Below are 23,570 nucleotides of genomic sequence, written 5' to 3'. Positions count from 1 at the left end.
TCAAAATGTCAAGGGTGTCGGATAACCGTCACGAGACCGGGAGCAGCTGAAGCAGATCGGGGCGGCGGGTCGGGCCCCGGCCGGGCAGAGCCGCCCGCTCGATCGCCGCGCGTAGGCGGGCCTCCTCCTCAGCCCGGTCGCGGTACCAGGCGGCGCCCCAGACGCGGTAGAGGTTCCAGCCGAGGTCGCGCAGGACGGCGGCGCGCAGCCGGTCGCGGTCGCGGGCCACCGGGCAGCCGTGGTACATCGCCCCGTCGCATTCGATGCCCAGCACGAACGAGCCGTCGTCGCGCACCACGCCGAGGTCGATGCGATACCCGCCCGACCCGATCCTGGTGCGGACCTGGTAACCCCACGACTCGACGGTGGCTCGCACCGACTCCTCGAGCGGTCCGAGAGGCGTCCGGCCGGCGGGGTCGGCGGTGGCGCCGCCGCTCTCGCAGAACGAGAGGTACGCCGCCAGGTGCCGGACGCTCTCGTTGCCGCTATCGGGGATGTCGTGGGAGCGGATCGACGAGACGATCTCCACCCGCTGCCGGGCCCGGGTGATCGCCACGTTGAGCCGCCGCCACCCGTTGGGCCGGCTCAGCGCCCCGAAGTTCGCGCTCATCCGCCCGTGCTCGTCGTGCCCGTACCCGATCGAGAAGATCATGACGTCGCGCTCGTCGCCCTGCACCGCCTCGAGGCTCTTCACGAAGAACCCGTGCAGGCGGTCGCCGTCGAGCAGCCGGTCGAGCCCCGGGTGGTGCGCGACCGCCTCCGACAGCGCGTACTCGATCGCCTCGGCCTGCGCGACCGAGAACGTGACCACGCCCAGCGACAGGTCGGGCCGCTCGGTGAGGCCGGCGATCACCCGCTCGGCGACGATCCCCGCCTCGACCGGGTTGTCCCGGGTGCTGCCACGCCGGTAGATCCCGCCGGCCGGGATGAGGTGCACCCCGGTGTCCACCCGGTCGGCGGGGGCCGGGAAGGTGATCAGCCGCCCCTGGTAGAAGGCCTGGTTGGCGAAGGCGATCAGCGCCTCGTGCCGGCTGCGGTAGTGCCAGGCCAGGCCGAGGCTCGGGAACGTGCCGCACGCCTTGGCGAGCTCCAGGATCGACTGGAAGTCGCTGACATCGGTGCCGCCGTCGGCGGCCGTCTCGAAGAACGAGGTCGGCGGCAGCTGCTTGTCGTCACCGGCCGCGATCAGCGCCCGGCCCCGGTAGATGCAGTTGATCGCGTCGGCCGGCGTGACCTGCGAGGCCTCGTCGAAGATCACGACATCGAAGCCGATGTCGGCCGGGAGATACTGACTCACCGCGAGCGGTGACATCAGGAAACAGGGCTTCATCGCGAGGACGGCGGTGCGGCAGCGTCCGATCAGTTCGCGTACGGCGAGATGCCTCGTCTCCTTCATCCCCTCCCGTCGCAGCAGCGCGGCTTCGTCGGTCGGCACGGCGTCGGCGCGGCGCGCGTGCAGCGCCGCGGCGATGCGCGCCGGGGCGGAGGCGATCAGCTCCTCGTCGCGCCGGCGGAACTCGTCGACCAGGTGGTTGCGCTCCTCGGCCCGCAGCGGGTGCAGCCGCCGGTCCCGGTGCAGCACGTCGTCGGCCCAGGCCCGCAGCAGCGCCCGCTCGAGCACCGCCCGCAGCATCTGCGGCCGCACCTGGGTGTCGGCGCAGAACGCGACGGCCGCGTCGAGCCCGAACCCGGAGAGCACCTCCCGCGCCGCGACGTGGCTGAACCATTCCTCCTGCCCGCTGGAGTCCTCGCGCAGCGCCCGCAGCAGGGCCGGCCCCTGCTCGTAGTCGTCCAGCGCGGCCTCGAGCGAAGAGCGCCGCCCGGGCCCGAAAGCCGCGACGATCGCGTCCCGGGCGGCCGCCCACGCGGCCGCCTTGGCGGCGAGGCCCGGCGACGGCCGGCATCCGGCCAGCGCCCCCGCCTGGGCGGAGGTCAGGGCCCGCCCGGCCAGCTCCCGCGCCCGCTCGGCCCAGTCGATCGCCGCCGCCTCGGCCCGCTCGTCCACCTCCGTGTCCGCCGCCGGCATCTCCCGGAGCGCCTCGGCGACCGCCTGGCGCAGGGAGGCGAGCCGCCGCGCCCCGGCGAGGTCGAGCGTCTTCCCGGTCGCCTCGTCGTGCGCCGACACGTACCGGGCCGAGGCCGTCAACGGCCCGGCGTTGGCCCGCAGCCAGCCGATCGCGTCGCGCACCGCGCCCTGGGCGAGCTCGGGCCGGGCGGCCGGCTCGGGCGCGGGGCGCAACGCCGCCTGCCACCGGGCCATGGCCGCCTGCACCCCGGCGGCCGCGCGCAGCGGCCCGTCGTCGGGGCAGGGCGCGCAGACGTGGTCGATGACCGCCGGCACGGCCTGCGGCGGGGTCCAGCGCAGCAGGTCGTTCGCGGCCTGCAGGGCGTCGGCGAGCGCGGTGAGGTCGCTGCTCGCGCCGCGCCAGTAGCGGCCGAGGGCGGGGCCGTGCGCGCGCTCGAGCGCGAGCAGGTCGCGGCGGGCGGCCCGCCAGGCGACGGCCAGGCCGAGGTGCGCGACCGCCTCCGAGGGCGACACCGACGGCAGGGCGAACGAGGCGACGGCCTCGTAATCGCGGCGGTACGCGCCGAACAGCTTGCGCAGCCCCCGGTGCACCCGGGTGAGCCGGTCGGCGAGCTGCTCGACGGGCTGGTCGAGGATCGCCTCGTGGAAGTAGCGGCGAGCCTGCCCACCGGCCGCGGCCAGCGCCTCCACGCCCCGGCGCAGCGCGGCCGCCGCCGTGGTGGCCTGGGCGAGCGCGCCCGCGCCGAACCAGTGCGGCTCGGGCCGGTTGGCGCGCCCGCCGAGCTCGACGATCGCCACCACCCGGGACACGTCGGCGAACGTGACGGCCGCGGGCAGGGCCAGCGCCGAGGTGAGCCGGGCGACGTCGCGCATCCGGTCCTCGAGCAGCGTCGCGTCGTCGTCGAAGCGGCGGGCCAGCCCGGCGGCAGCCTCGGCGGTCAGCGGGCCGGGGTCCACGGCGGCCGGCCGCAGGCTCGGCGTCCGCACCTCGGGAAGGTCCTGGGGAAGGTCGTCCCACTCCACCCCGGCGGCGGCGCGTACTGCCTCGCGGGCCTGCCGCAGCCCGGCCAGCCGGCGCCCGCGCTCGGCGGCGGCCCGCCGCACGGGCCGCAGGCTGGAGGCGGTCAGCCACTGGTCGGCGACCCCGTCCGGCCGCTGCGCGGCGTGTTCGGCCAGCGCCGCCAGCGACGCCGCGCCCGAGGGCCTGGCCAGGCCGAACCCGGCGGCCAGGGTGGCGTTGCGGCCGGCCGTGCCGGAGAGCTCGCGCAGCGCGTGCTCGGCCCGGTCGAGGCGGCTGTCGAGCGGGTCGTGCTCGGTCACCTCCCGCCAGGCGAACTGTTCGCCCAGCGCGGCGGGCCGCCACGACCGGGCGAGCTGGTCGGCGGCGTCGGCCACCTGCCGCAGCGCCTCGGGAGTGAGGGTGACCGGCTCGGGCGCGGGCGCGGCCGGGACGTCGGCGAGCCGGGCGCAGCGGCCGAGGATCTCGTGCAGGCTCGCGCCCAGCGGCTCGCGCGTCTCGTTCATCGCGGCGGCGTACGCGGAAAGTTTCTCTCGCGCGTCGCGGGCGTCGCCGCTGGGCTCCCGGGCCGGCGGCGCGCCTGGCGGCTCGTCGAGGGCCGTGGCGAGACCGCGGGCCACCTCCTTGCGGGTCGCCTTGTGGCTGTGCAGCTCGAGCAGGTGGTCGCCGAGGCCGGCCGAGGCGAGCCGGTTGCGCACCACCTCGAGCGCCGCGGCCTTCTCCGAGACGAACAGGACCCGCTTGCCGGCGTGCAGCAGGCAGCCGATCATGTTGGCGATCGTCTGTGACTTCCCGGTCCCGGGCGGCCCGTCGAGCACGAAACTGTGCCCGGCCGACGCGGCGGCGACGCATGCCCGCTGGGAGGCGTCGGCGTCCAGCACCAGCGGCACGTCCTCCGGCGGCGCGGCCCGGTCGGCGTCGTCGGCGGCGATCGGCTCGAAGGCCGGCTCACCATCGCGGGCGGCCAGCGCCCGGACCAGCGGGTGGGCGAGGATGCGCTCCTCGTTCTCGTGCAGATCCCGGTACATCGCCTCCTTGTGGAAGCTGAACGTGGACAGCAGCACGGTCTCCTCGGCGCGCCAGCCCTCCCGCCCGCTGATCGCCGCGCGCACCCGGGTCATGAACTCCGGCACGTCCAGATCGGCCAGCGACTCCACGGCGGGCAGCTCCACGCCGAGCAGCCGCAGCCGCAGTGTGAGCGCCGGGTTGACCACCGGGTCGTCGTCGCGCCCGCGCAGTTTCGGCAGGCCGGCCGGTCCCGCCGCGGTCAGCTCCACGGGCACCAGCAGCAGCGGGCTCGCGAAGGCCGTACCGTCCTCGTCACGCCACTGGAGCATGCCGATCGCCAGGTGCAACGCGTCCACGCCCCGGTCGAGAAAGTCCTGGCGGGCCTTTCGCATCAGCCGGCGCAGCACGGTTCCGAGCGGCTGCGCCGCCATCGCCGTACGGAAGAACTCGCCCTCCCCGGTGAAGCCGTGCTCGCCGCCCGCCCGCAGCGCGCCCACGATGACCTGCGGCGGCGGCCCGGCGATGTCGACCGTGCCCGTCTGCGACCGGCGGAAGCCGATCAGGCGGTTGCCGGCGTCGAGGTTGACCAGGCCGTCCCGCCAGGCGCGCAGCGCGGCCCGCACTTCCTCGGTGGGCATTTCGGGCGTCATAGCCCGATTTCATCAACGACGGGGCCTATCCGCTGGACTTTCGTGCTTTTCGGGACAACGCGCGTCAGAAGAGGATGTCCTCGTCGGCCTTGCGGTAGTCGCGGATCTCCTCGATCCGGCCCTCGGCGGCCAGCCGGACCCAGCCGGGGTTGGCGAGCAGAGTGCGGCCCAGCGCGACCAGGTCGAACTCGTCGTTGGCCCGCCGCTTGAGCAGGTCGTCCAGCTCGGGCGAGGTCAGGAAGGCGCGGGTCAGGCCGACCGACCCGACCGTGATCGCGGGCAGGCCGGTGATCCGCTTGGCCCAGCCGGCGAGGTTCTCGTGGTGGCCCGCGAACACCGGCTCCCAGAAGCGGCGCTGCGAGGCGTGCAGCACGTCGGCGCCGGCCTCGGCGAAACTTTCCAGGATCGTGGCGAGCTCGCCCGGGGTCTCGGCGATGCGCGCCGCGTAGTCGCGCTCCTTGAACTGCGAGAACCGCACGATCAGCGGGGTGCTCGCCGGGAGCTCGGCCTTGACCGCGCGGATGACCTCGGCCGGGTATGCCGCGCGCCGGCGGACGTCGCCGCCGTACCGGTCGGTCCGCCGGTTGGTGCGCGGCCACAGGAACTCGTCGAGGAGGTATCCGTGTGCCGCATGGATCTCGACGGCGTCGAAGCCGGCGCGTACGGCGGTACGCGCGCTTCCGGCGTACGCGTCAAGAATTTCTTCGAAGTCGGCGCCGCGCATCGTCGACGCGGTCCAGGCGCCGGCGCCGCGCTCGCTGCCCAGATGCCAGAGCTGCGCGGCGATCCGGCCGCTCGCCCGGTGAACCTCGTGCGTGACGTTTCGCCACCCGGCCTCGGCGGCGCCCGGCGTCATCCGCGGCACGTCGGTCTCGTGGCTCGCGCTGGGGTGACCGACCAGCGCGCCCTCGGTGATGATCAGGCCGACGCCGCCCTCGGCACGGCGGCGGTAGTAGGCGGCAACCTCGGCGGTCGGCACGCCGCCCGGCGAACGTTTGCGGGTCATCGGCGCCATGACGAAACGGCTGCTCAACGACAGGCCGGCGAGGGTGGCCGGCGCGGGCAGGGCGTCCAGGAAAGCGGTCATGCGGCTAAGGTAGAACCTCACACGGATGTGAAGTTCAAGGATTTGTGGCGCGGGAGACATCCATGCGGATCGGCGACCTGTCCGCGGCGACCGGGGCGAGCACGCGGTCGCTGCGCTACTACGAGGAGCAGGGGCTGCTCACCAGCACCCGCACGCCCGGCGGCCAGCGGGTGTACCCGGACGGTCGAGCGGGTCTCGCTGATCCAGTCGCTGCTGGCGGCCGGGCTGAACAGCGCGACCATCAACGACGTCCTGCCCTGCATCAGCGACGAGTCGCTGCGCACGCCATGGCTGGCCGGCCGGTTGCGTACGGAACTTTCGCGGGTGGAGACGCAGATCGACAACCTCGCCCGTACGCGTGAGATCCTGGCCGGGCTCGTCGAGCAGTACCGCGTCCAGTGAACCCAATGGTCACGATCCCGGCCGGCCGGGTCACCCTCGCCGACCGCCGCACGTCGCAGTCCTGGGAAGTCGCGGTCTCGTCGTTCTCGCTGGGCGTCTTTCCGGTGACCGAGGCCCTCTTCACCGGCGCGGGCGATTCGCCGCTGCCCGCCACCGGAGTGTCCTGGACGGACGCGGTTTCGTTCTGCAATCGCCTCTCGGTCGCGGACGGTCTCGCACCGGCCTACACCGTGGCGGAATCCGTGACCTGGGATCCGGGCGCCGATGGCTACCGGCTGCCCACCGAGGCCGAATGGGAGCACGCCTGCCGGGCCGGCACCACCGGTCCGCGCTACGGCGACCTCGACGAGATCGCCTGGTACCGCGGCAACTCCGGCGAGCAGGTGCACCCGGTGGGCGGCAAGCGCGCCAATGCCTGGGGACTGCACGACATGCTCGGCAACGCCTGGGACTGGTGCTGGGACATCTACGACCCCGACGTGTACGGCAGCTATCGCGTGCTGCGCGGCGGCGGGTGGTTCGACGAGCACTGGAGTTGCCGGGCCGGGGTACGGCGGCGCAGCCACCCGAGCCTGCGGATCGAGGACGTCGGATTCCGCCTCGCCCGCTCGGGTGTATCCGGGGCGATCTCCTGATCCCCTACCCTGGCGGACGATCGGCTGGGTTGGGGGAGGGCATGGCGCTACCGGGAAAGAAGACAGGACAGACGTCGCTGGTCGTGCTCACGCTGGCGAGCGCCTTCGCCGGCGCGATTCTCGGCGCCGTCGTGCAGAACCAGATCACCGGCCCGCGCCGGCTCACCGAGATGGTCATCGGCCTGCTCTGCCTCACGGTCATCGGCTTGTCGGCGGCCGTCGTGGCGATGTCGCGCAGCACGCAGCGGTCAGTCGAGGACCTGTTCAAGGTCATGGACATCACCGTCCGCTGCCAGATGCTCAAGGACGTCAACCAGTACCGCACCCCCGGCGACGACCTCGTGGTGCGCGCGTTCCAGGACGCCCAACGCGAGATCCTCGTCCTCGATCGGGTGACCGAGAGCGGCGTCCGCCCCGACATGGCCATGCAGTCGAACGTGATGGCCTGGCACCTCGACGCCATCCTCGACCGGGTGGAGAAGGCCGGGATCCGCTACCGGCGCTACCTGCAGGTCCCCGACACCGACGCGCCGTTCGACGAGGCCGGCGAGGCCCACTCGGAGAACACGTTCGCCGGCCACTGCGTGAAGATGTGCGAGATGCATTCCGCGGGCCGGGACGTGTCGCTGCGGGTGACGCCCACCAGCTTCCCGTACAAGTTCCTCATCATCGACCGCAACGTGCTGATCCTGCAGCTGCAGGAGCTGCGCGAGACCGACGAGAACGAGCGTGAGCCCCGCACGATGTGCGAGCTCGTGATCTCCGACCCGCGCGGCCAGCTGATCCAGCACTTCCTCGGCATGTGGATCCAGCTCGAGGGTCACCACCGGACGCGGTCGCTGGACACCCGCTCCGCGGAGATGACGATGCTGCGGTCGTGGGCGGCCGCGGGCAAGCAACGGTCCTGACGCGTCGGTGTCAGGACGTGGCGGGCTTGCGGCCCCACGCCGAGATCATCGGGGAGGTGGCCAGGTCGAGCGGGGTCGAGACGAGGTTGGCCAGGTGCTCGTCGATCTCGGTGTCGGTCGCGAGGCTGGCGGCGACCAGGCGGTCGCGGATCTGGGCGATCGTGGCCTGCTCGAGCATGGTGCAGGCGGGGCCGGTCATCGGGAAGTAGGCGTCGGCCTCGACGTTGAGCAGTCCTGCATTCCGCATGATCCGTGGCAGGGTGCGGCCGTAGGCCAGGTCGGCGCCGCGCTGGGCCATCAGCGTACGGAAATCGCGCTTGAGTTTGTTGGCCAGGCGCTGCTCGGGGCCGGGCTCGTCGGGGCACACCAGCGGTTGCAGCGCCGGGTCGGCCTCCTCCAGCAGCAGCCAGCCGCCGGGGCGCAGGGCGTCGACCATCGCGGCCAGGGCGGCCTCGCGCTGGGGGACGTGCACCAGGACCAGGCGCGCATGGATCAGGTCGAAGTCGCGCGCCGGCGGAGGCTCGGCGCCGACGTCGTGCCGGCGGACCTCGAAAGACCGGACCGCGGACGACCGGACCTCGGACGACCGGACCTCGGAAGACGTCGCGGGCAGCCACGACACGTCGATGTCGGTGGCCAGCACGTAGCCGGCCTGCGAGGCGAGCCAGGCGGGGAGGCTGGGGCCGCCGGCGCCGACCTCCCAGCAGCGCCAGTCCGGGCCGATGCCGAGCGCCTCGATGTGGCGGAACGTCGACGGGTTGAACAGGGTGGCCAGCGCGGCGAAGCGGTCGCCGGCCTCCGCCTGCTGGTTGTCGAGCAGATAACTCACGGGCGATGACTTTCCGGGTCGGCGGCGGTCTGTACGTGCATGACTGAGCTGAGTTTGCCGAAAATCGTGTCGCGCGACGAGTGGGAGGCCGCCCGCCGGGAGCTGCTGGTCAGCGAGAAGGAGGCGGTGCGGGCCAAGGACGCGCTGAACACCCGGCGGCGGGAGCTGCCGATGGTGCGCGTGGACAAGGACTACTTCTTCGAAGGGCCGGATGGGGAGAAAACCCTGATCGACCTCTTCGACGGCCAGGATCAGCTGGTCGTGCAGCATTTCATGTTCCACCCGGACTGGGAGGACGGCTGCGGCAGCTGCAGCGCCAACGTCGACGAGCTCTCCGACGGGCTGCTGCGGCACCTGCGGGCCCGCGGCACCGTGTACGCCGTGGTCGCCCGCGCCCCGATCGCGAAGCTGGAGAAGTACCGGGCCAAGCGCGGCTGGACGATTCCGCTGCACTCGTCGTACCAGTCGGACTTCAACTACGACTTCCACGTGACCATCGACGAGTCGGTGGCGCCGGTGCAGTTCAACTACCGCGGCCCGGACGAGCTGCGGGCGGCGGGCTTCGACTGGCTGCTCAAGACCGGCGACCAGCCGATGGAGCAGCCGGGCATGAGCTGCTTCCTGCGGGTGGGCGACGACGTCTTCCACACGTATTCGACCTTCGCGAGGGGCACCGAACAGATGGGCGGCGCCTACGGCATCCTCGACATGACCGCGCTCGGCCGGCAGGAGGAGTGGGAGCTGCCCAAGGGCCGCGGCGGCAAGCCGGCCGTCCCCGACTTCACCTGACTCCGGCCTCGCCTCATCCCACCCGGCCGTGATGGCGCAGGCAACGCCCCGGGCGGGATGAGGCCGGGCGGGATGAAGCCGGGCGGGATGAGGCCGGGCAGGATGAGGCCGGCGGGCTACACGTCGCGCGCCCGCAGGACGAGAGCCCCGATCCCGAGGAGGCCGAACGCCCAGGCCGCGGCCACCCCGAGCCCGGCCCACGGCCCGATCGGCAGTCCCGCCAGGTCGACGGTGGACTGGATCGTGCTGCCGGCGGTGGACGGGGACAGCCGGTAGATCCAGCGCTGCCAGTCCGGGTCGCGGAACATGTTCTGCACCGCCGGGCTCAGGTACAGCAGGCCCAGGACGAGGCCGGACGCGGCCACGGCGCTGCGGACCGCGGCGGCCACGCCCAGGGCGAGCAGCGTGATCAGGCACAGGTAGAGTACCGAGCCGCCGGCCGCCCGCAGCACCACCCCGGAGCCGACGCCGGGATAGCCGTCGGCGTGCCCGCGGGCGAAGAGCACCGACACGACGATCGCGGGCACGCACGCCGCCAGCACCCCGGCCAGCAGCAGCACCGCCTTGGCCAGCAGCACCTCGAGCCGGCGGGGGAGCGCCGTGAACGTGGCCCGGATCAGCCCGTTGCCGTACTCGCCGGCCAGCATGTGCACGGCCCAGACCGCCACCGCCGCCTGACCCACCTGCACACCCAGCAGGCTGGACCGCACGACGTCGGGGCTCGAAGCGGTGGCGGCGGCGACCGAGACCCCCGTGGTGAGCAGGGCGATCAGCGGCACGGCGACGGCGGCGTCGGGCACCGTGCGCAGCTTCGTCCATTCGGCGCGCAGGGCCGGCATCATGCGTCCGCCCTCCGGGCCCGCAGCACGGCCAGTCCCAGGAAGGCCAGGGCCCACACCGCGACGACGCCCAGTCCCGCCCACGGCGCCAGGGGGAAGTACCCGTCGGACGGGCTGTAGGGCAGCTGCACCTGGTGATAGGCGGGCAGGACCTGCTGGAACGCGAATCCCGCCGCCGGGGTCAGCCGCAGCAGCCACACCGCGACGCCGGCGGGCAGGATCGACGTGGTGGCCAGCAGGTAGGGCAGGACGATCAGCACGATCGCGGCGGTCACGGCGAGCACGCCGCGGCGCAGGGCGGCGCCCATCCCGTACGCGAGAATCGCCGCCAGCGAAAGCAGCACGCCCGCCCCCACGACGACCCGGATCTGCGTGCCGACGCCGGCCGGCAGCAGGAAGCCGTCGTTGCTCTCCACGAGATACCGCCCGAGGGGCAGGGCGATCGCGGCGGCGGCCAGGCCGACGACGAACGTGACACCGCCGATGACGATCGCCTTGGCGGTCAGGAGGCGGCCGCGCGCGGGCATCGCCGCGAAGGTGGTGCGGATCAGGCCGCGCCGGTACTCCCCGGTGATGAACAGGACGCCCACGATGATGACCGCGATGAGCGCGCCGATCATGCCGGTGAGGGTGAAGGTGAGCGTGGGACCGGCCTCGTTGGCGGCGGGTGCGATGTCGCCGCTGCCCGAGACGGTGAGCCGGCCGTCGTCCTGGGTGAAGCCGGCCGGTTGGTTGTTCTTCTCCCAATCGGTCTGCATGCCGTCGTCGCCCACGTCGGTGAAGGTCCACGCGCCGGTGCGGTCGACCCGGTCGAAGGCCGCGGTGGCCTGCGTGAATCGCGCCTGCACGATCGAGCCGCCGTGCGCGTTGGCCTTGGCGGTCACGTCACTCGGCGATGCCACGAACAACCCGATCTGTACGGCGTCCGGAAGGTCCCCGAGATCGGCGGTGCCCACCTGCTGCCAGGTCGCGCCGTCCGCCGAGGCGTACCCGATGACGGTGTCGCCCTTGCGGGTGAGCCGGAGCCACGCCGCCTGAGCCGGGCCCGCCTTGTCCTCGGTGAACGCGTGCTGCATGCGCACGCCGTGCGAGCCGGTCAGCATCACCGCGGCGTAGGCGGCGCCCTCCTTCGTGCCGTCCTTCACCATGATCCCGGCCTTGGCCCAGGGGACCAGGCCGTCGACGATCGTGTCGTGGTTCGGCGGGGGATAGGTGATGATCCCGGTGAACGAGGCGACATGGGCGGTCAGCTCCCCGTCGCCGTCGAGCCGCTGATGCACGTACGAGAAATTGTCCCGGACCGCCTCCCCGCCCGGACCGGTCGGCGGCTTCGGGCAGGGACCGTCCGGGCAGTCGATCTGGATGCCCGCCGCGCCGAGCGCGCCCAGCCCGACGATCGCCACGAACGCCATCGCGATCCCGGCCACCCAGGCCCGCACGCTACGCAGCTTGGTGAGCTCGGCGCGGATCACGACAGCACCCCCAGGCCCCGCGTGAGCTCGAGATACGCCGCCTCCAGCGAGCCGTAGCGCTCGGTGAGATCAGTGGTCGGCGCCGACCGGACGACCTTGCCGGCGCCGACCACCACGACGTGCCCGGCGATGTCCTGCAGCTCGCTCATCAGGTGGCTCGACACCAGCACGGCCCGGCCCTCGTCGGCGAGCGACCGCAGCAGCCCGCGCATCCACACGAACCCCTCCGGGTCGAGCCCGTTGAACGGCTCGTCCAGCATCAGCATCGGCGGATCCCCCAGGAGCGCGGCCGCGATCCCGAGCCGCTGCCGCATGCCAAGTGAATAGCCACCCGCCTGCCGCCGGGCCACCGGCCGCATACCGGTCAGCTCGAGCACCTCGTCGACCCGCCGCGCGCCGAGCCCTTGCGAGTGGGCCATCCAGAGCAGATGGTTGCGGCCGGAGCGCCCCGGCTGGAGCGCGCCCGGGTCGATGAGCGCGCCCAGACAGGTCAATGGCCGTTCGAGGGTGGTGTAGCGGCGGCCGCCGACCAGCGCGGTCCCCGCGTCCGGCCGGTCGAGGCCGAGGATCACCCGCATGGTGGTCGACTTGCCGGCGCCGTTCGGCCCGACGAACGCGGTGACCAGGCCCGGCCCGGCCGTGAACGTCATGCCGTCCAGCGCCACGCTCGGGCCGAACCGCTTGCGCAATTCGCTGACTTCGATGATTGCTTCCATGCCCGGCAGTTCTACGCAGGCGCGGGTAACGCCGGCGGAACGCCGGTTGTCACCCTTCTGTTAGGTGGGGCCGGGCATGCTTGGCCGATGGGTGTGCGGCTGCGTTACACGCTCCTCTACGGGGCGATGGTTCTTGTCTCCGGCGTCGGGCTGCTCGCGATCGTGGGCGGCCTGAGCGTGCGCAGCACCACGCAGGCGCGGTCCGGGACCGCTCCGGCGCCGGCCGCGGAACAGATCGCCCGCCTCCAGCGGCAGCTCGCCGACGCCGACGCGGCGCACTCCCGCCAGCTGCTGGTCGGCCTGATCACCGGGCTGGTCGTGTCGGTGCTGCTGTCGCTGCTGCTCGGGCGCTTCCTCGCCGGCCGCGTGCTGCGCCCCTTGCGCGTTCTCACCCAGGCCACCCGGCGCATCTCGGCCGACAATCTGCACCAGCGGCTGGCGGTGCGGGGCCCGGCCGACGAGGTGAAAGACCTCGCCGACACGATCGACGAGCTGCTCGCCCGCCTGGAGGAGTCGTTCGCGGCGCAGCGGCGCTTCGTGGCGGACGCCTCCCACGAGCTGCGGACCCCCCTGGCCACCATGCGCGCCTCGGTGGACGTGGCGATGGCCAAGCCGGGACCGGTGCCCGCCGAGACGGCCGTGCTCGCCGACCGCATCCGGAGCTCGCTCGACGAGGTCGACCGGCTGCTCGAGGGCTTCCTGCTGCTCGCCCGCGCGCAACACGGGGCGTTCGACGATCGCGAGGCGGTCTCGCTCACCGCTCTGGCGGCCGGCGCCCTCCGGTCGCAAGAGCAAGACCTTGCTGTGTACGAGGATCTGCCCGCGGATGTGGCGACGCGGGGGAACCCGGTGCTGCTCGCCCGTCTGGTCGGCAACGTGATCGACAATGCGTTCCGGCACAACGTGGCGGGTGGCTGGGTGCGGGTCTCGGTCACCGCTTCCGGTTCGTCCGCGGCCCTGGTGGTCGAGTCGACCGGCCCGGTGCTCGACCCCGCTCAGGTTGCGCAGCTGGGCCGCCCGTTCCACCGGCTGGGCGCGGAGCGCACCGGATCGGGCAACGGCCTCGGGCTGTCGATCGTCGCCGCGGTGGCCGCCGCCCACGGCGGGAGTCTGCGCTTGCGGGCGCGGCCCGCCGGTGGCCTGCTCGTGACGGTCGTGCTGCCGCTGGCCGTGGCGGTGCCGGCATGAGGGTGCTGGTCGTCGAGGACGCGCGGGCGCTCGCCGACGTCGTCGCCGAGGGCCTGCGAGATCAGGGCATGGCCGTCGACATCGCGTACGACGGGCTCACCGCGGCCTCGAAGCTCGACGTCAATGCGTACGACGTCGTCGTTCTCGACCGCGACCTGCCCGGCCTGCACGGCGACACGCTCTGCCAGATGATCACCTCGCGGGACGACCGCTCGATGGTGCTGATGCTGACCGCCGCCGGCTCCGCGGACGACCGGGTGCGCGGGCTGACCCTGGGCGCCGACGACTACCTGGCCAAGCCGTTCCACTTCCCCGAGCTGATCCTGCGCGTACGGGCGCTGGCCCGCCGCCAGCCCGCCGCCCGCGCCCGGACGCTGCGGCTGGCCGGTCTCGAGCTCGACCCGATAACCCGGACGGCGTCCCGCGACGGCGTCCCGCTCTCGCTGTCGGTCAAAGAGCTCGCCGTGCTGGAGGCGCTGATGCGAGCCGCGCCGGCGTACCTGAGCAGCGAGGCCCTCCTCGAGCAGGTGTGGGACGAGAACGCCGACCCGTTCACCAACACGGTCACGGTGACGATCGGCCGCCTCCGGCGCAAGCTGGGGGACCCGCCGGTCATCACGACCACGCCGGGTGTCGGTTACCGCATCGCCTAGATGCCCGCGGCGCCGGGCGGCAGCTTGGAGCGATCGTCCACCTTGTCGCAGCGGGAGCACTGCCGGAAGCGCCCGCCGTCCTCGGTGGAGCGGCCCACCCACTTGTGCCAGCCCAGGCGACAGCTCAGAGCCCTGCTCATGCTCACGAAGGGTAGGAGTTGCCCGGTGTGGTCGCTATCAGCACTTCGGCCACAGTCCGCCACCCCAGGGTGGCGTAGAGCCGCTGCCCGTCCTGGCTGGCGATGAGAATCCCGTGCTCGGCCCCCTGCCCGGCCGCCGTGCGGGCGAGGGCCCCCATGACCACGCGGGCCAGCCCTCGCCGCCGATGCGCCGGCATGGTCTCGATCCGGTCGGCGACCGCGTCCTCCTCGCTGAGCCCCATCGTGCCCTTCGCGGCCACCTGGCCCGACTCGTGCCGCACCGTCGCCGTGACCACGCCCCGGTCGGCGCCGACCTCGAGCCCGTAGGGCCCGGTGAGGGCGCCGTCCGGGTGGTCGGGAAGCTCGATGGTCATGAGCTGCTCGGCCCGCTTGAGCAGGATCAGGCCGGCCGCCTCCAGGGCCCCGGCCGTCCGGGCCGGCTCGGTGGTCGGCACGGTCAGCCAGGTGACGTCGCGCTCGGCGCGGACCTGCCCGGCCAGCCGGTCGAGGTCGCCGGCGTGGTAGGCGATGTACTCGACGTCGCGGCCGGGCTGGAGGCTGCGCACCCGCAGCCCGTTGCCGAGGTCGTCGGCGGCGGGGAGCCCGCGGGCCACGCCCCAGCCCCGCTGCCAGCGAACGATCAGATCCCTCACCCGCCCAGTAGATCAGAGCCCGCACCGGGCGACTGAGAACCGCCTCGTCCCACTACTTCTCTATGGCCTATCGCATCGATAGGCTTAATGGATGACAGGGATCGGTGACGAGGCCGCGTACGACGCCCTACGGCTGCGCCAGTGGCGGGCCGGCGAGGCGAGAGGGTTCTCCCGGCGGGCCTTCCTGGCCTTGACCGCCGCCGCTTCGGCCGGTGCTCTGCTCGACGCGGGTGCGGCGTCCGCGGACGCGGGCAGTCCGATCGTCAAGCCGCTGCCGCCCGAGTTGTTCGCGGTGTTCGGCTCGAACGCCGAGATGCGCTGGCCGGCCATGCGCGACCAGGGCTATCTGGTGCCGGTCGACCGCTTCTTCGTGCGGGACCACACCAGCACGCCGCTGATCGACGCCGACACGTGGCGGCTGACCGTGGACGGCGCCGGCCTGCGCGGCGGGCCGATCCAGCTGAGCCTCGCCGAGCTGCGCCGGCTGCCGAGCGAGACGGCGATCGCCACCGTCGAGTGCGCGGGCAACGGGCGCAGCTTCTTCACCACCCAGCAGGCCCAGGCGGTCACCGGCACGGCCTGGCGCCTCGGCGCGGTCGGCGTGGCTCGCTGGCGGGGCGTGCGGCTGTCCACGGTCCTGCGGCGGGCCGGGCTGTCCGCCCGGGCCGTCGACGTGATGCCGTCCGGCCTCGACCCGAACTACGTGACCGGCGGTGTCGACCTCGGCCCGGTCCGCCGTCCGATGCCGGTCGGCAAGGCGCTGCACGACGTGCTGCTGGCCTACGAGATGAACGGCGAACCCCTGCTCGCCGATCACGGCCACCCCGTACGCGTGATCGTGCCGCACTGGATCGGGGTGTCCTCGATCAAGTGGGCCGGCCGGATCGAGGTGTCCGACGAGCCGCTGTTCTCGCCGTGGAACACCCAGTTCTACCGGCTCTTCGGGCCGGACTACCCGCAGGACGGGCAGCCGTTCGACAAACAGGTCGTCAAGAGCGCCTTCGAGCTCGACTTCGGGGCAACAGTCACGGCCGGGCGCACCGTGCGGCTGACCGGCCGCTCCTGGTCGGCCGGCGGCCCGATCCGGCACGTCGACGTCAGCACCGACGGCGGGCGGCGGTGGCGCCGGGCCCGTCCGGCCGGGCCGACGGCGGGGGCCTGGCAGCGCTGGGAGCTGGATTGGCGGCCTGCCGTCGGCAACCACGAGCTGCTCGCCCGCGCCACCGACGTCCACGGGCACACGCAACCGGACGTCACCCGCCACAACACCCTCGGCTACCTGTTCGACGCCGTGGTCCGCCACCCCGTCACGGCAGTCGCGCCCTGATCGGGGCCGGCATCAGGCCCGGCGGGTCCAGGGGCCGACGCCGCCGATGCGCTCGATCTCGTAGCGCACGATGTAGCCCGACGTCCGCGGCGCGGGGAACTCCTTGCCGGGCGCCATGTAGACCTTGATGAGGCGGTTCAGCAGGTCCCACGCCTGGTCGGTCGGGACGATCGTCGCGTGGGCGCGCAGCACCGCGTGCTCGTTCAGGAACACCGACGGGTCGCGCGGGGCCTCGAACGACAGCACCACCCGCGGGTCGCGGCCGATGTTGCTCAGCTTCTTGTTCCAGGTCAGGTGGCCGCTGACCACCTCGTCGCCGTCGAGGCCGATCCAGATGACGCTCACCTGAGGGCTTCCGTCGGGGTTGACCGTGCTCAAATGGGCCAGGGGCCCGGACTCGACCAGGTCGCGCAGTTCCTTCGGCAGCGGCTTGCTCACCGGGTCACTGTAGCGTCGCGGCGAGATCCTTCAAGGCCGTGCCGGCGCCGGACACCAGCGGCTCGCCGTGTCCGCAGAGGATCGCCTTCACGTCGAGCGCCGCCAATTTCCGTACGGAAGCATTGGCCTGTGTCTCGTCGGCCGTGTATTGCGGATCGGACACGGCCAGCCCGGCATTCGTTCGCAGCGCGTCGCCCGCCACGAGGATGCCGGTGGCCGGCTCGAAGACCGAGATGTGCCCGAGGGTGTGGCCGGGGGTCTCGACGATCTGCATGCCGAAGACCTCGTCGCCCTCCTTGAGCGGCTTCAGCGGCTTCGGCGAGATGATCGACGCCAGGTCGCCCTCGCCCGCGTAGATGGCCGCCGCGTTGACGTGCGGGGCCACGCTGTCGAGGCCGCCCACATGATCTTGGTGGAGGTGGGTGAGGACGATGTGCTTCACCGAGCCCCAGCCGGCGCCGGCGGCCTTCAGGCCCTCCTCGATCGCGCCGGACGAGCCGGGGTTGCCGAGGTCGACGATCGCGACCTCGCCGCCGCGCACCAGCAGGTAGGCCGAGACCGATGACATGGCGACCCGCCGCCAGTCGCCGGCCACGGCGCCGCTCGCCGCGGGGACGGGCGACTCGGGCGCGGCCGGCGACGGCTTGCCGGGCGGCGACGACGTGGAGCATCCATCAAGGACGGCGATGCCGAGAACGCCGGGCGCGGTCGTGAACAGCAACCGCCGGCGGGTTAGCTTCATGGCGATCGATTATGCCCGGCTACGCCACGCTCCGGCGGGACAGTTCGTCGAGAACCCGGGCGAGCGTCTCGCGCGACACCTCCGCGTCGGCCGGAGCGCGAGCGGCACGCATTCCCCGCAGCCGCTCGAGGCGCGCCTCCAGAATGCGGGGAAGCGCCTCCGCCACGTACTGCCGGGCCAGACCCGCGCGCTCGCGCAACTCGCCCTCGAAGGCCCGCTTGGCCTCGGCGACCGCGGCCTCCGCCCAGGTGGCCAGGCGGATGCGGCGCTGCGGTCCGGCGTCGCCGCGCAGCCGCCACCAGCCGGCGCAGGCGGCCAGCGCGAGGTCGGCGCCGACCACCGCCGAGCCGGTGATCAGCGTCAGCACCATCGCCGAGCCGGTGAGCAGCCCGGTCAGCGTGGGCAGCAGGTCGCGGCCGCGCGCGACGGTCTCGGACTCCTCGGCGGTCCGGCGCGGCGCGGCCGCATCGCCGGCCCGCAGCCGCAGTTCGAGCTCGGCCGCCGGCGGCAGCAGCACGTCGTCGCGGAGGCTGTCGCGCAGCGCCTCGAGAATGCGGACCTCCGTCTCGTCCAGCGCGGCCACGCCGGCCGCCGCGAGACCGATGACCAGCCGCGGCGGCAGCGCGTCCAGATCGACGCCGGGCCCGCTCTCGGCGGCCTCGCGGTGGCGCTCGCCGAGCTCGTCGGCGCGGGCGGTGAACCGCTGCGTGGCCGTCTGGCGGGCCTCCTCGAAACGGGCGCCGAGCAGCCCGCCGCCGTCGAGCAGCGTGGTGACGGTGGCGATGTCGGCGTCGAGCCGATCGGCCGGGCCGGTCAGCCGGTCGAGGTGGGCGAGCAGCTCGCGGGCCACGGCCGCGGTGGCGTGCGCCTGGTTGGTGGCGCGCCGCCGGCGCACGCCGGCCGTCGCCTCGTACGTGATGAGGTCGATCAGCTGCCGGGTGCCGGCCAGCTCGGTGAGCCGGATCGCGACGGGATGCGGGGTGTCCGGCCGGCCGGCCTGCTCGGCGAGGCGCGCCGAGATCCCGACGACCGGCAGACGGGCCAGGTCGGGGTGCCCGGCGAGCCGGCGGCGGGTCTCGGCGAGCGCGCGCTCGTGGCCGACGGCGTCGCTCTTGTTGACGGCCACGACGATGGTGTCGAGCCGCTGAGCGGCCACGGCCAGGAACGCCATCTCGCGCTCGGTGACCGGCTCGGAGGCATCGCTGACGAACAGCAGCCCGTCGGTGTGGCGCAGGGCGGCGTTCGGCCCGCCCACCCCCGGCGTGTCGACCAGGATCAGGTCGCGGAGGATGGGCGCGTCCAGCCGCACCTCGACACCCAGCACCGGGGCTTCGACTTCATCCAATTTCGCGTACGCGTGCAGCGCGGTCAAAGGGATCGGCATCCGGCGCGGCGTCCCCGGATCGCGAGGGTCCGCGATGAGGGCGACGGCCGAGTCGTCGGGCCCGTAGCGGAACTCGACCCACCCGCCGGTCGTCGGCCGGCTACCGACCGGGCTCAGCCCCGGCCGCCCGATCAGGCTGTTGATCAGCCGCGACTTGCCGCGGCCCGGCCCGCCGGCCACCACGATCCGCGGCCGGCGCGGCGCTTCCCGCGCGCCGGGCGGAGCGGGCAGGAAGGCGGCGAGGTCGTCGCGGCCGAGCTTGAGGGCCTCGGCCCGGACGAGGTCGATGAGGTCGGCGAGCCCGGTGTGCGGATCGGTCACGCGGCGGCTCCGGGGGATGCGGCGGGGGAAACCGGTGGTTCGGGGAGACGGGCCCGCGGCGGCCGGGAGTGCGGACTGGTCACGACCACCACCCGGCCTTCCACCTCGTGCCGGCCCGGCGTCGTCACACCGGGCACGGCCTTGCTCGTCAGCTCTACTCCGGGGGATACGCCGGCCGCCACCGCCACGGCCGGATCTTCGCGGCCCGCCGCGGCACGGCGGCGGGCGTGACGGCGGCGGCCGGCCGGGCGTCGGGCGAGGGCGTGACCGCCCAGAGCACCGCGCCGAGGCCGGTCGTCTCCGCCGCCCCGGCGATGGCCGGGCCGCTGTTCGAGGAACGGCGGTCAGCCATGCGCCCGGGTGAAGAAACGGTCGAGGAACGCGTAACCCACTAGCAGGAGCTTTCCATGGTGGACCCGGCCCGCAACATCCACTCGGCCGACGATCCGTTTCCGACCCGGCGGGTTCCCTCGTCGAATAGTCAGCAGACCCCGGCCACCCGAAGGTGGGAGCGTTCCCGCGCGCAGCCGACCGCGGCCGCTGCCCTTGGGCGGCGGCCCGGGTTCGCCCAGAACGACGGCTCAGTTCTCCCCACGTACGGAAAGGGTGAGCGAAGCCCCGCGCAGACCCGGCCCCGGTGCTCAGGCGAAATTAGTCGGCGGGCTTGCCGAACCAGCGGGAGAGGTGGTCGTCCAGGTCCTGCTGATCGTTGCCGATCCAGGCGACGTGGCCGTCGGGGCGCAGCAGGAGGCCCGGAACTTCCAGCGCCGCAGTGGGATCCGCGAGGTGGTCGACCCGGTCCGACCAGCCGCCGGCGGTCAGGCGTTCGGTGCGGTCCAGCAGCAGGCCGCGGCCCCGGTGCAGCAGGCCGTAGAGGTGGCCCTGCCGCACGTCGATGTCGGGCAGGCGGCGGCCGAGCAGATCGGGGCCGGCGCCGAAGTCGTACCGGATGCCGATCGCGGAGATCTTCTCGATCAGATAGCGGTTCACCTCGTCGAAGTCCATCAGCGCGGTGAGCAGCCTCCGCACGGCCTGCGGGCCCGGTTCGGTGGACGACAGCTCCATCTGGGCGCGGGTGTTGTCCAGCACGTCCTCGGCGACCGGATGACGCTCGGCCTGGTAGGTGTCCAGCAGTGTGTCCGGCGCCCAGCCGCGGACCTGTGCGGCCAGTTTCCAGCCGAGGTTGACGGCGTCCTGAACGCCCAGGTTGAGGCCCTGACCGCCGGTGGGCGGGTGGATGTGCGCCGCATCGCCGGCCAGCAGCACCCGCCCGACCCGGTACCTCTCGGCCAGCCGGGTGGCATCGCCGAAGCGGGACAGCCAGCGCGGGGAGTGCACGCCGAAATCGGTTCCGGCGATGGCGCGCAACTGCTGCCGGAAATCCTCGAGGGTGGGCGGTTCCGCGCGGTCGCTGACTCCCGCGGCGGGGACCACGACGCGATAGACCCCGGCGCCCGCGGGCCGGAGGCTGAGCCGCTTGTCGGTCACCTTGGCGGCGATCTCCTCCGGCGGCACACCCACTTCCATCTCGCCCATCAGCGTCTCGGTCCGCGACGGCTCGCCGGGGAAGCCGACGCCGAGCAGTTTGCGCACCGTGCTGCGCCCGCCGTCACAGCCGACGAGATAGCGCGAGCGCAGCCGTTCGCCGCCGGCCAGCTCGACGGTCACGCCCTCGTCGTCCTGCTCGAGACCGGCCACCGCACAACCGTGCCGGACCTGCGCCCCCAGTTCGATCGCACGCTCCGCGAGCAGGCGGACGACGACCGGCTGCGGGATGCCCAGCAGATAGGCGTACGGGGAATCCAGGCCCGCGGGCGCGGGTTTGTCGATGGCGGCGAAGTAGGCGCCGGCCGGACGCCGTCTTCCGTGTTCGAGAATGCGCTCCAGCAGCCCGCGCATGGCCATCAGCTCGAGACTGCGGATGTGCAGACTGACGATGCGGACGAACGACGCGGGCTCGGTGTCCTTCTCCAGGACGAGTACCCGCACATCGTGCAGCCGCAGCTCGGCGGCCAGCATCGCGCCGGTCGGCCCGCACCCGGCAATGATCACGTCGAACATGAGGGGCGCGCGCTCGGCGCCGGAGGACTGGGAATGCATGGGTGCAGCCTTTCGGGAGTGCCTGGTCGGCGAGGCGCTCCCGGCGACACCTACGTCAATCGCCCGACCGTGACGGCAAGGGGGAGCACCCATTTCGATACAACGTTCATGGGTCTCACCTCCTCGGGCGGTATCACGATCAACTGCAAGCTACAAGCCCGGATGGCATCCCGTCCAGTCGGCGCCCCGGCGGGCTTGAAGCGTTGCCGCACTGTGGGGGCATGCAGATCGTCGAGGTGAGCGTGGTGGGAGTCCGCTCCGCCGTGCTCGAGCTGACCGCCCGGGGCACGCCGCTGCGGTTCCGCTTCTTCCCGATGGTCCATGTCGGTGAGCCGGCCTTCTACGCCACGGTGACCGACCGGCTGCGCCGCTGCGACCTCGTCGTGGCCGAAGGTGTGGGCCGGCCGGACGACGCGTCCGGCGGGTCCGCCGCCAAGGCGGGACGCTCGCCGGCGATGTCGGTGCTGACCGCCAGCTACCAGCTACCGGCCTGGTTCCGGCGCTCCGGTCTGGTCGAGCAGGACATCCCGTTGGCCGCGTTGGGCGTGCCTGTGCGCTACCCCGACATGACCGCCCGGCAGTTCGCGACGGGCTGGCGGGCGGTGCCGTGGTGGCAACGCGCCGTCGCCACCGTGGCCTCCCCTCTGGTCGGCTTCGACCGGCTGGCGTTCGGCTCGCGCCGGGCGCTGGCCGCCGGCATGGAGCTGAGCGACACCGACTGGCACGACCAGCTCGCGGACGTCGACTCGATGGGCGAGCTGATGTCCCTGCTGGGCGAACAACGGGATCGGCTGCTGATCAGCGAACTGGACCGCATCCACCGCGAGCACCGGCACGACCCGATCACCGTCGGCGTCGTCTACGGCGCCGCCCACGTCGCCCCGGCGATCTACGGCATGCGCGCCCTCCACCGCTACGCCCCCCGCGGCGAGGAGTGGCTGACCGTGATCGGTTTCTAGATGCTGGCGGCAGCGCGGCTGGACCATCCCGGCGCGCGATGCCGGCGGGGCGGTGGCGATCGGCGACCTGGGGGGTGGCTGCCGGTGTCAGCAGCACTCATCTGGCACAGCGGTTCAAGGAGCTCATCGGCGTCACGCCAAAGCGGCCACGAGTTCCGGGCGTTCACCGGGCTCACACCGACCCGGTACGCCGAAGTCCGGCGGCGGTTCCTGCGCGAGCATCCGGCAACGTATTGGACGGCTGGTCGCTGCCGGCCGATTGATTTCTTACATCCGGGCGGGGTCGACCACGTGGTCGTCGTGACGCACCGGCCGGAGCCCGAGGGCTGGGACCCCGAGGCGCCGTTTCACTTCGTCGACGGCGTCGAGGCAGCCGTGGCCAAGGCGCAGGAGCTTGCGGGTGACCGCATGGTCGAGGTCGCCGCCGGCGAGGTCGGTGGCCAGGTGCTTGCCGCGGGCCTGGTCGACGAGGTGCGCATGGACGTCGTGTCCGTCGTGTTCGGGTCCGGCAAGCGCTACTTCGGGTCGGTCGACGCGCAGCACCTGTTGGCGGATCCTGACGTGGTGATTCAGGGCAACCGGGTGCTTCACCTGCGCTATCGGGTGCGCCGTTGACCGATCTGAGCGGGTACCCGAAGAAGTCCACTGCGAACTGCGAAGAGCCGGATATCACCATTGTTGACGGCGGCTATTCGGGGGTGAGAATTGGCATGCTCGAAGAGGGTTCTGGGCTTACCGCCGGATTCGTTGGGGTGGGATAATTCTGGGGTGCGACAGATGGAGTTCTTCACCAGGTCCCAGTTGGCAGAAATGCGTGATCCGACGCGGGCGCGTCGTTATTCGCCGGCGCGTGAAGAGTTCCGTCGCGTGCATGCCCGGCAGCGCGCGTGGGGGCTTGTCGAGCGGCACGCTCGTAAGCTGCGCCGGCTGCACGGCGGTGACGACGGTTCACCCTTGACGGCGGCCGAGCGTCGGCTCTGGTTGGACCGCGCCGGCACAGCTGGGCGCCCGGTGGTGCCGGTGGTGCCGGTGGTGCCGGTGGTGCCGGTGGTGCCGGTGGTGCCGGTGGTGCCGGTGGTGCCGGTGGTGCCGGTGGCGCCGCCCGCTCCTGCCCGCACCGGCCAGGGCCTCGGCTCGCCAGCGCAGCGGGTGGTGCGAGCTTGTCAAGATTTTTGTGTAAATGATCGTAAGTATTGGTCAGTTGATGTAGGGGCCGATGCGGTCTGGGTAGTGCAGGGCGAGGGCGCCGAGGGCTTGCCGCCAGCCGTGGACGGCGGCGCCTTCGA

At 72.8% G+C, this 23,570-nt stretch carries 22 protein-coding genes and 1 pseudogene; 10 read left to right on the top strand and 13 right to left on the bottom strand.

The annotated features are described in order from the left end of the window. Nucleotides 1-28: 28 nt before the first annotated feature. Entirely contained in the window at nucleotides 29-4,690 is a 4,662-nt protein-coding gene (locus tag ACIA5D_RS47210) for a DUF4011 domain-containing protein (RefSeq protein WP_396037249.1), read from the bottom strand. Nucleotides 4,691-4,766: 76 nt separating this feature from the next. Then, a complete protein-coding gene (locus tag ACIA5D_RS47205) occupies nucleotides 4,767-5,789 on the bottom strand; it encodes a 12-oxophytodienoate reductase (RefSeq protein ID WP_396037248.1) in 1,023 nt (340 codons plus the stop codon). Between the two features lie 62 nt (nucleotides 5,790-5,851). On the opposite strand from ACIA5D_RS47205, the gene ACIA5D_RS47200 reads away from it, so the two are divergent. Genes ACIA5D_RS47200 through ACIA5D_RS47190 form a run of 3 tightly spaced genes read left to right on the top strand, consistent with a single transcriptional unit; the run spans nucleotide 5,852 to nucleotide 7,734 of the window. Continuing rightward, entirely contained in the window at nucleotides 5,852-6,151 is a 300-nt protein-coding gene (locus ACIA5D_RS47200) for a MerR family DNA-binding transcriptional regulator (RefSeq protein ID WP_396037247.1), read from the top strand. A 45-nt stretch (nucleotides 6,152-6,196) separates the two neighbouring features. Next, a complete protein-coding gene (locus tag ACIA5D_RS47195; RefSeq protein ID WP_396037246.1) occupies nucleotides 6,197-6,826 on the top strand; it encodes a formylglycine-generating enzyme family protein in 630 nt (209 codons plus the stop codon). Nucleotides 6,827-6,867: 41 nt separating this feature from the next. Further along, nucleotides 6,868-7,734, top strand: a complete 867-nt coding sequence (locus ACIA5D_RS47190; protein WP_396037245.1) for a hypothetical protein — start codon at nucleotides 6,868-6,870, stop codon at nucleotides 7,732-7,734. A gap of 10 nt (nucleotides 7,735-7,744) precedes the next feature. On the opposite strand, the gene ACIA5D_RS47185 is transcribed toward ACIA5D_RS47190, so the two are convergent. Continuing rightward, nucleotides 7,745-8,563 carry a class I SAM-dependent methyltransferase gene (locus ACIA5D_RS47185; RefSeq protein ID WP_396037244.1) on the bottom strand — a complete coding sequence of 273 codons (819 nt, stop codon included), beginning with the start codon at nucleotides 8,561-8,563 and terminating at the stop codon, nucleotides 7,745-7,747. A 48-nt stretch (nucleotides 8,564-8,611) separates the two neighbouring features. On the opposite strand from ACIA5D_RS47185, the gene ACIA5D_RS47180 reads away from it, so the two are divergent. Then, entirely contained in the window at nucleotides 8,612-9,352 is a 741-nt protein-coding gene (locus ACIA5D_RS47180; RefSeq protein WP_396037325.1) for a DUF899 domain-containing protein, read from the top strand. A 116-nt stretch (nucleotides 9,353-9,468) separates the two neighbouring features. Here ACIA5D_RS47180 and ACIA5D_RS47175 read toward each other — a convergent pair whose 3' ends face one another. The 3 genes from ACIA5D_RS47175 to ACIA5D_RS47165 are packed head-to-tail and all read right to left on the bottom strand — an operon-like array spanning nucleotide 9,469 to nucleotide 12,379. Then, complete coding sequence (locus ACIA5D_RS47175) at nucleotides 9,469-10,194, bottom strand: ABC transporter permease (RefSeq protein ID WP_396037243.1); 726 nt, start codon at nucleotides 10,192-10,194, stop codon at nucleotides 9,469-9,471. Then, on the bottom strand, nucleotides 10,191-11,663 hold the full coding sequence (locus ACIA5D_RS47170) for a DUF1349 domain-containing protein (protein WP_396037242.1): 1,473 nt from the start codon (nucleotides 11,661-11,663) through the stop codon (nucleotides 10,191-10,193). Before ACIA5D_RS47170 ends, ACIA5D_RS47175 begins: the two co-directional genes overlap by 4 nt. Beyond that, on the bottom strand, nucleotides 11,660-12,379 hold the full coding sequence (locus ACIA5D_RS47165) for an ATP-binding cassette domain-containing protein (RefSeq protein WP_396037241.1): 720 nt from the start codon (nucleotides 12,377-12,379) through the stop codon (nucleotides 11,660-11,662). Before ACIA5D_RS47165 ends, ACIA5D_RS47170 begins: the two co-directional genes overlap by 4 nt. A gap of 87 nt (nucleotides 12,380-12,466) precedes the next feature. Here ACIA5D_RS47165 and ACIA5D_RS47160 point away from each other — a divergent pair, with 87 nt between their 5' ends. Next, nucleotides 12,467-13,567 (top strand): sensor histidine kinase, encoded by a 1,101-nt coding sequence (locus ACIA5D_RS47160; RefSeq protein ID WP_396037240.1) that lies wholly within the window; start codon nucleotides 12,467-12,469, stop codon nucleotides 13,565-13,567. Then, nucleotides 13,564-14,220 carry a response regulator transcription factor gene (locus ACIA5D_RS47155; RefSeq protein WP_396037239.1) on the top strand — a complete coding sequence of 219 codons (657 nt, stop codon included), beginning with the start codon at nucleotides 13,564-13,566 and terminating at the stop codon, nucleotides 14,218-14,220. The genes ACIA5D_RS47160 and ACIA5D_RS47155 overlap by 4 nt, the downstream gene beginning before the upstream one ends. On the opposite strand, the gene ACIA5D_RS47150 is transcribed toward ACIA5D_RS47155, so the two are convergent. Together ACIA5D_RS47150 and ACIA5D_RS47145 are read right to left on the bottom strand one after the other, a co-directional pair. Beyond that, a complete protein-coding gene (locus tag ACIA5D_RS47150) occupies nucleotides 14,217-14,360 on the bottom strand; it encodes a hypothetical protein (protein WP_396037238.1) in 144 nt (47 codons plus the stop codon). The genes ACIA5D_RS47155 and ACIA5D_RS47150 overlap by 4 nt on opposite strands. A 2-nt stretch (nucleotides 14,361-14,362) precedes the next feature. Further along, complete coding sequence (locus tag ACIA5D_RS47145; RefSeq protein ID WP_396037237.1) at nucleotides 14,363-15,013, bottom strand: GNAT family N-acetyltransferase; 651 nt, start codon at nucleotides 15,011-15,013, stop codon at nucleotides 14,363-14,365. Nucleotides 15,014-15,104: 91 nt separating this feature from the next. On the opposite strand from ACIA5D_RS47145, the gene ACIA5D_RS47140 reads away from it, so the two are divergent. Continuing rightward, entirely contained in the window at nucleotides 15,105-16,340 is a 1,236-nt protein-coding gene (locus tag ACIA5D_RS47140; protein ID WP_396037236.1) for a sulfite oxidase, read from the top strand. Nucleotides 16,341-16,352: 12 nt separating this feature from the next. Here the strand turns inward: ACIA5D_RS47140 and ACIA5D_RS47135 are convergent, their stop codons facing one another. The 5 genes from ACIA5D_RS47135 to rox all read right to left on the bottom strand — a co-directional run bounded on the left by ACIA5D_RS47135 (nucleotide 16,353) and on the right by rox (nucleotide 21,286). Beyond that, nucleotides 16,353-16,778, bottom strand: coding sequence for a PPOX class F420-dependent oxidoreductase (locus ACIA5D_RS47135; RefSeq protein WP_396037235.1), 426 nt, complete (start codon nucleotides 16,776-16,778; stop codon nucleotides 16,353-16,355). 4 nt (nucleotides 16,779-16,782) lie between these two features. Then, nucleotides 16,783-17,520 carry an MBL fold metallo-hydrolase gene (locus ACIA5D_RS47130; protein WP_396037234.1) on the bottom strand — a complete coding sequence of 246 codons (738 nt, stop codon included), beginning with the start codon at nucleotides 17,518-17,520 and terminating at the stop codon, nucleotides 16,783-16,785. Between the two features lie 19 nt (nucleotides 17,521-17,539). Beyond that, the gene (locus ACIA5D_RS47125) at nucleotides 17,540-19,225 is read right to left on the bottom strand and encodes a dynamin family protein (RefSeq protein WP_396037233.1); all 1,686 of its coding nucleotides are present in this window, start codon (nucleotides 19,223-19,225) and stop codon (nucleotides 17,540-17,542) included. A gap of 154 nt (nucleotides 19,226-19,379) precedes the next feature. Continuing rightward, complete coding sequence (locus ACIA5D_RS47120; RefSeq protein WP_396037232.1) at nucleotides 19,380-19,577, bottom strand: hypothetical protein; 198 nt, start codon at nucleotides 19,575-19,577, stop codon at nucleotides 19,380-19,382. A 299-nt stretch (nucleotides 19,578-19,876) separates the two neighbouring features. Further along, a complete protein-coding gene (gene rox / locus ACIA5D_RS47115; RefSeq protein ID WP_396037324.1) occupies nucleotides 19,877-21,286 on the bottom strand; it encodes a rifampin monooxygenase in 1,410 nt (469 codons plus the stop codon). A gap of 260 nt (nucleotides 21,287-21,546) precedes the next feature. Here rox and ACIA5D_RS47110 point away from each other — a divergent pair, with 260 nt between their 5' ends. The 3 genes and pseudogenes from ACIA5D_RS47110 to ACIA5D_RS47100 all read left to right on the top strand — a co-directional run. Then, nucleotides 21,547-22,284, top strand: coding sequence for a hypothetical protein (locus ACIA5D_RS47110; RefSeq protein WP_396037231.1), 738 nt, complete (start codon nucleotides 21,547-21,549; stop codon nucleotides 22,282-22,284). Between the two features lie 273 nt (nucleotides 22,285-22,557). Continuing rightward, a pseudogene (locus tag ACIA5D_RS47105) lies at nucleotides 22,558-22,899 on the top strand (dihydrofolate reductase family protein); the annotation flags it as partial. A 162-nt stretch (nucleotides 22,900-23,061) separates the two neighbouring features. Continuing rightward, nucleotides 23,062-23,570: hypothetical protein (locus ACIA5D_RS47100; protein WP_396037230.1), on the top strand; the 509-nt coding region annotated here is incomplete at its 3' end.

It is taken from the genome of Actinoplanes sp. NPDC051513 (assembly GCF_044454685.1).
In the GTDB taxonomy this organism is placed as follows: Bacteria; Actinomycetota; Actinomycetes; order Mycobacteriales; family Micromonosporaceae; genus Actinoplanes.
This window is presented reverse-complemented; position numbering and strand designations above follow the sequence as displayed.

Bases quoted from the DNA above. Each gene is read 5' to 3' on its own strand.
- ACIA5D_RS47210 (WP_396037249.1), bottom strand. From the start codon at position 4,690: ATGCCCACCGAGGAAGTGCGGGCCGCGCTGCGCGCCTGGCGGGACGGC.
- ACIA5D_RS47205 (WP_396037248.1), bottom strand. From the start codon at position 5,789: ATGACCGCTTTCCTGGACGCCCTGCCCGCGCCGGCCACCCTCGCCGGC.
- ACIA5D_RS47200 (WP_396037247.1), top strand. From the start codon at position 5,852: ATGCGGATCGGCGACCTGTCCGCGGCGACCGGGGCGAGCACGCGGTCG.
- ACIA5D_RS47195 (WP_396037246.1), top strand. From the start codon at position 6,197: ATGGTCACGATCCCGGCCGGCCGGGTCACCCTCGCCGACCGCCGCACG.
- ACIA5D_RS47190 (WP_396037245.1), top strand. From the start codon at position 6,868: ATGGCGCTACCGGGAAAGAAGACAGGACAGACGTCGCTGGTCGTGCTC.
- ACIA5D_RS47175 (WP_396037243.1), bottom strand. From the start codon at position 10,194: ATGATGCCGGCCCTGCGCGCCGAATGGACGAAGCTGCGCACGGTGCCC.
- ACIA5D_RS47165 (WP_396037241.1), bottom strand. From the start codon at position 12,379: ATGGAAGCAATCATCGAAGTCAGCGAATTGCGCAAGCGGTTCGGCCCG.
- ACIA5D_RS47160 (WP_396037240.1), top strand. From the start codon at position 12,467: ATGGGTGTGCGGCTGCGTTACACGCTCCTCTACGGGGCGATGGTTCTT.
- ACIA5D_RS47155 (WP_396037239.1), top strand. From the start codon at position 13,564: ATGAGGGTGCTGGTCGTCGAGGACGCGCGGGCGCTCGCCGACGTCGTC.
- ACIA5D_RS47150 (WP_396037238.1), bottom strand. From the start codon at position 14,360: ATGAGCAGGGCTCTGAGCTGTCGCCTGGGCTGGCACAAGTGGGTGGGC.
- ACIA5D_RS47140 (WP_396037236.1), top strand. From the start codon at position 15,105: ATGACAGGGATCGGTGACGAGGCCGCGTACGACGCCCTACGGCTGCGC.
- ACIA5D_RS47130 (WP_396037234.1), bottom strand. From the start codon at position 17,520: ATGAAGCTAACCCGCCGGCGGTTGCTGTTCACGACCGCGCCCGGCGTT.
- ACIA5D_RS47120 (WP_396037232.1), bottom strand. From the start codon at position 19,577: ATGGCTGACCGCCGTTCCTCGAACAGCGGCCCGGCCATCGCCGGGGCG.
- rox (WP_396037324.1), bottom strand. From the start codon at position 21,286: ATGTTCGACGTGATCATTGCCGGGTGCGGGCCGACCGGCGCGATGCTG.
- ACIA5D_RS47110 (WP_396037231.1), top strand. From the start codon at position 21,547: ATGCAGATCGTCGAGGTGAGCGTGGTGGGAGTCCGCTCCGCCGTGCTC.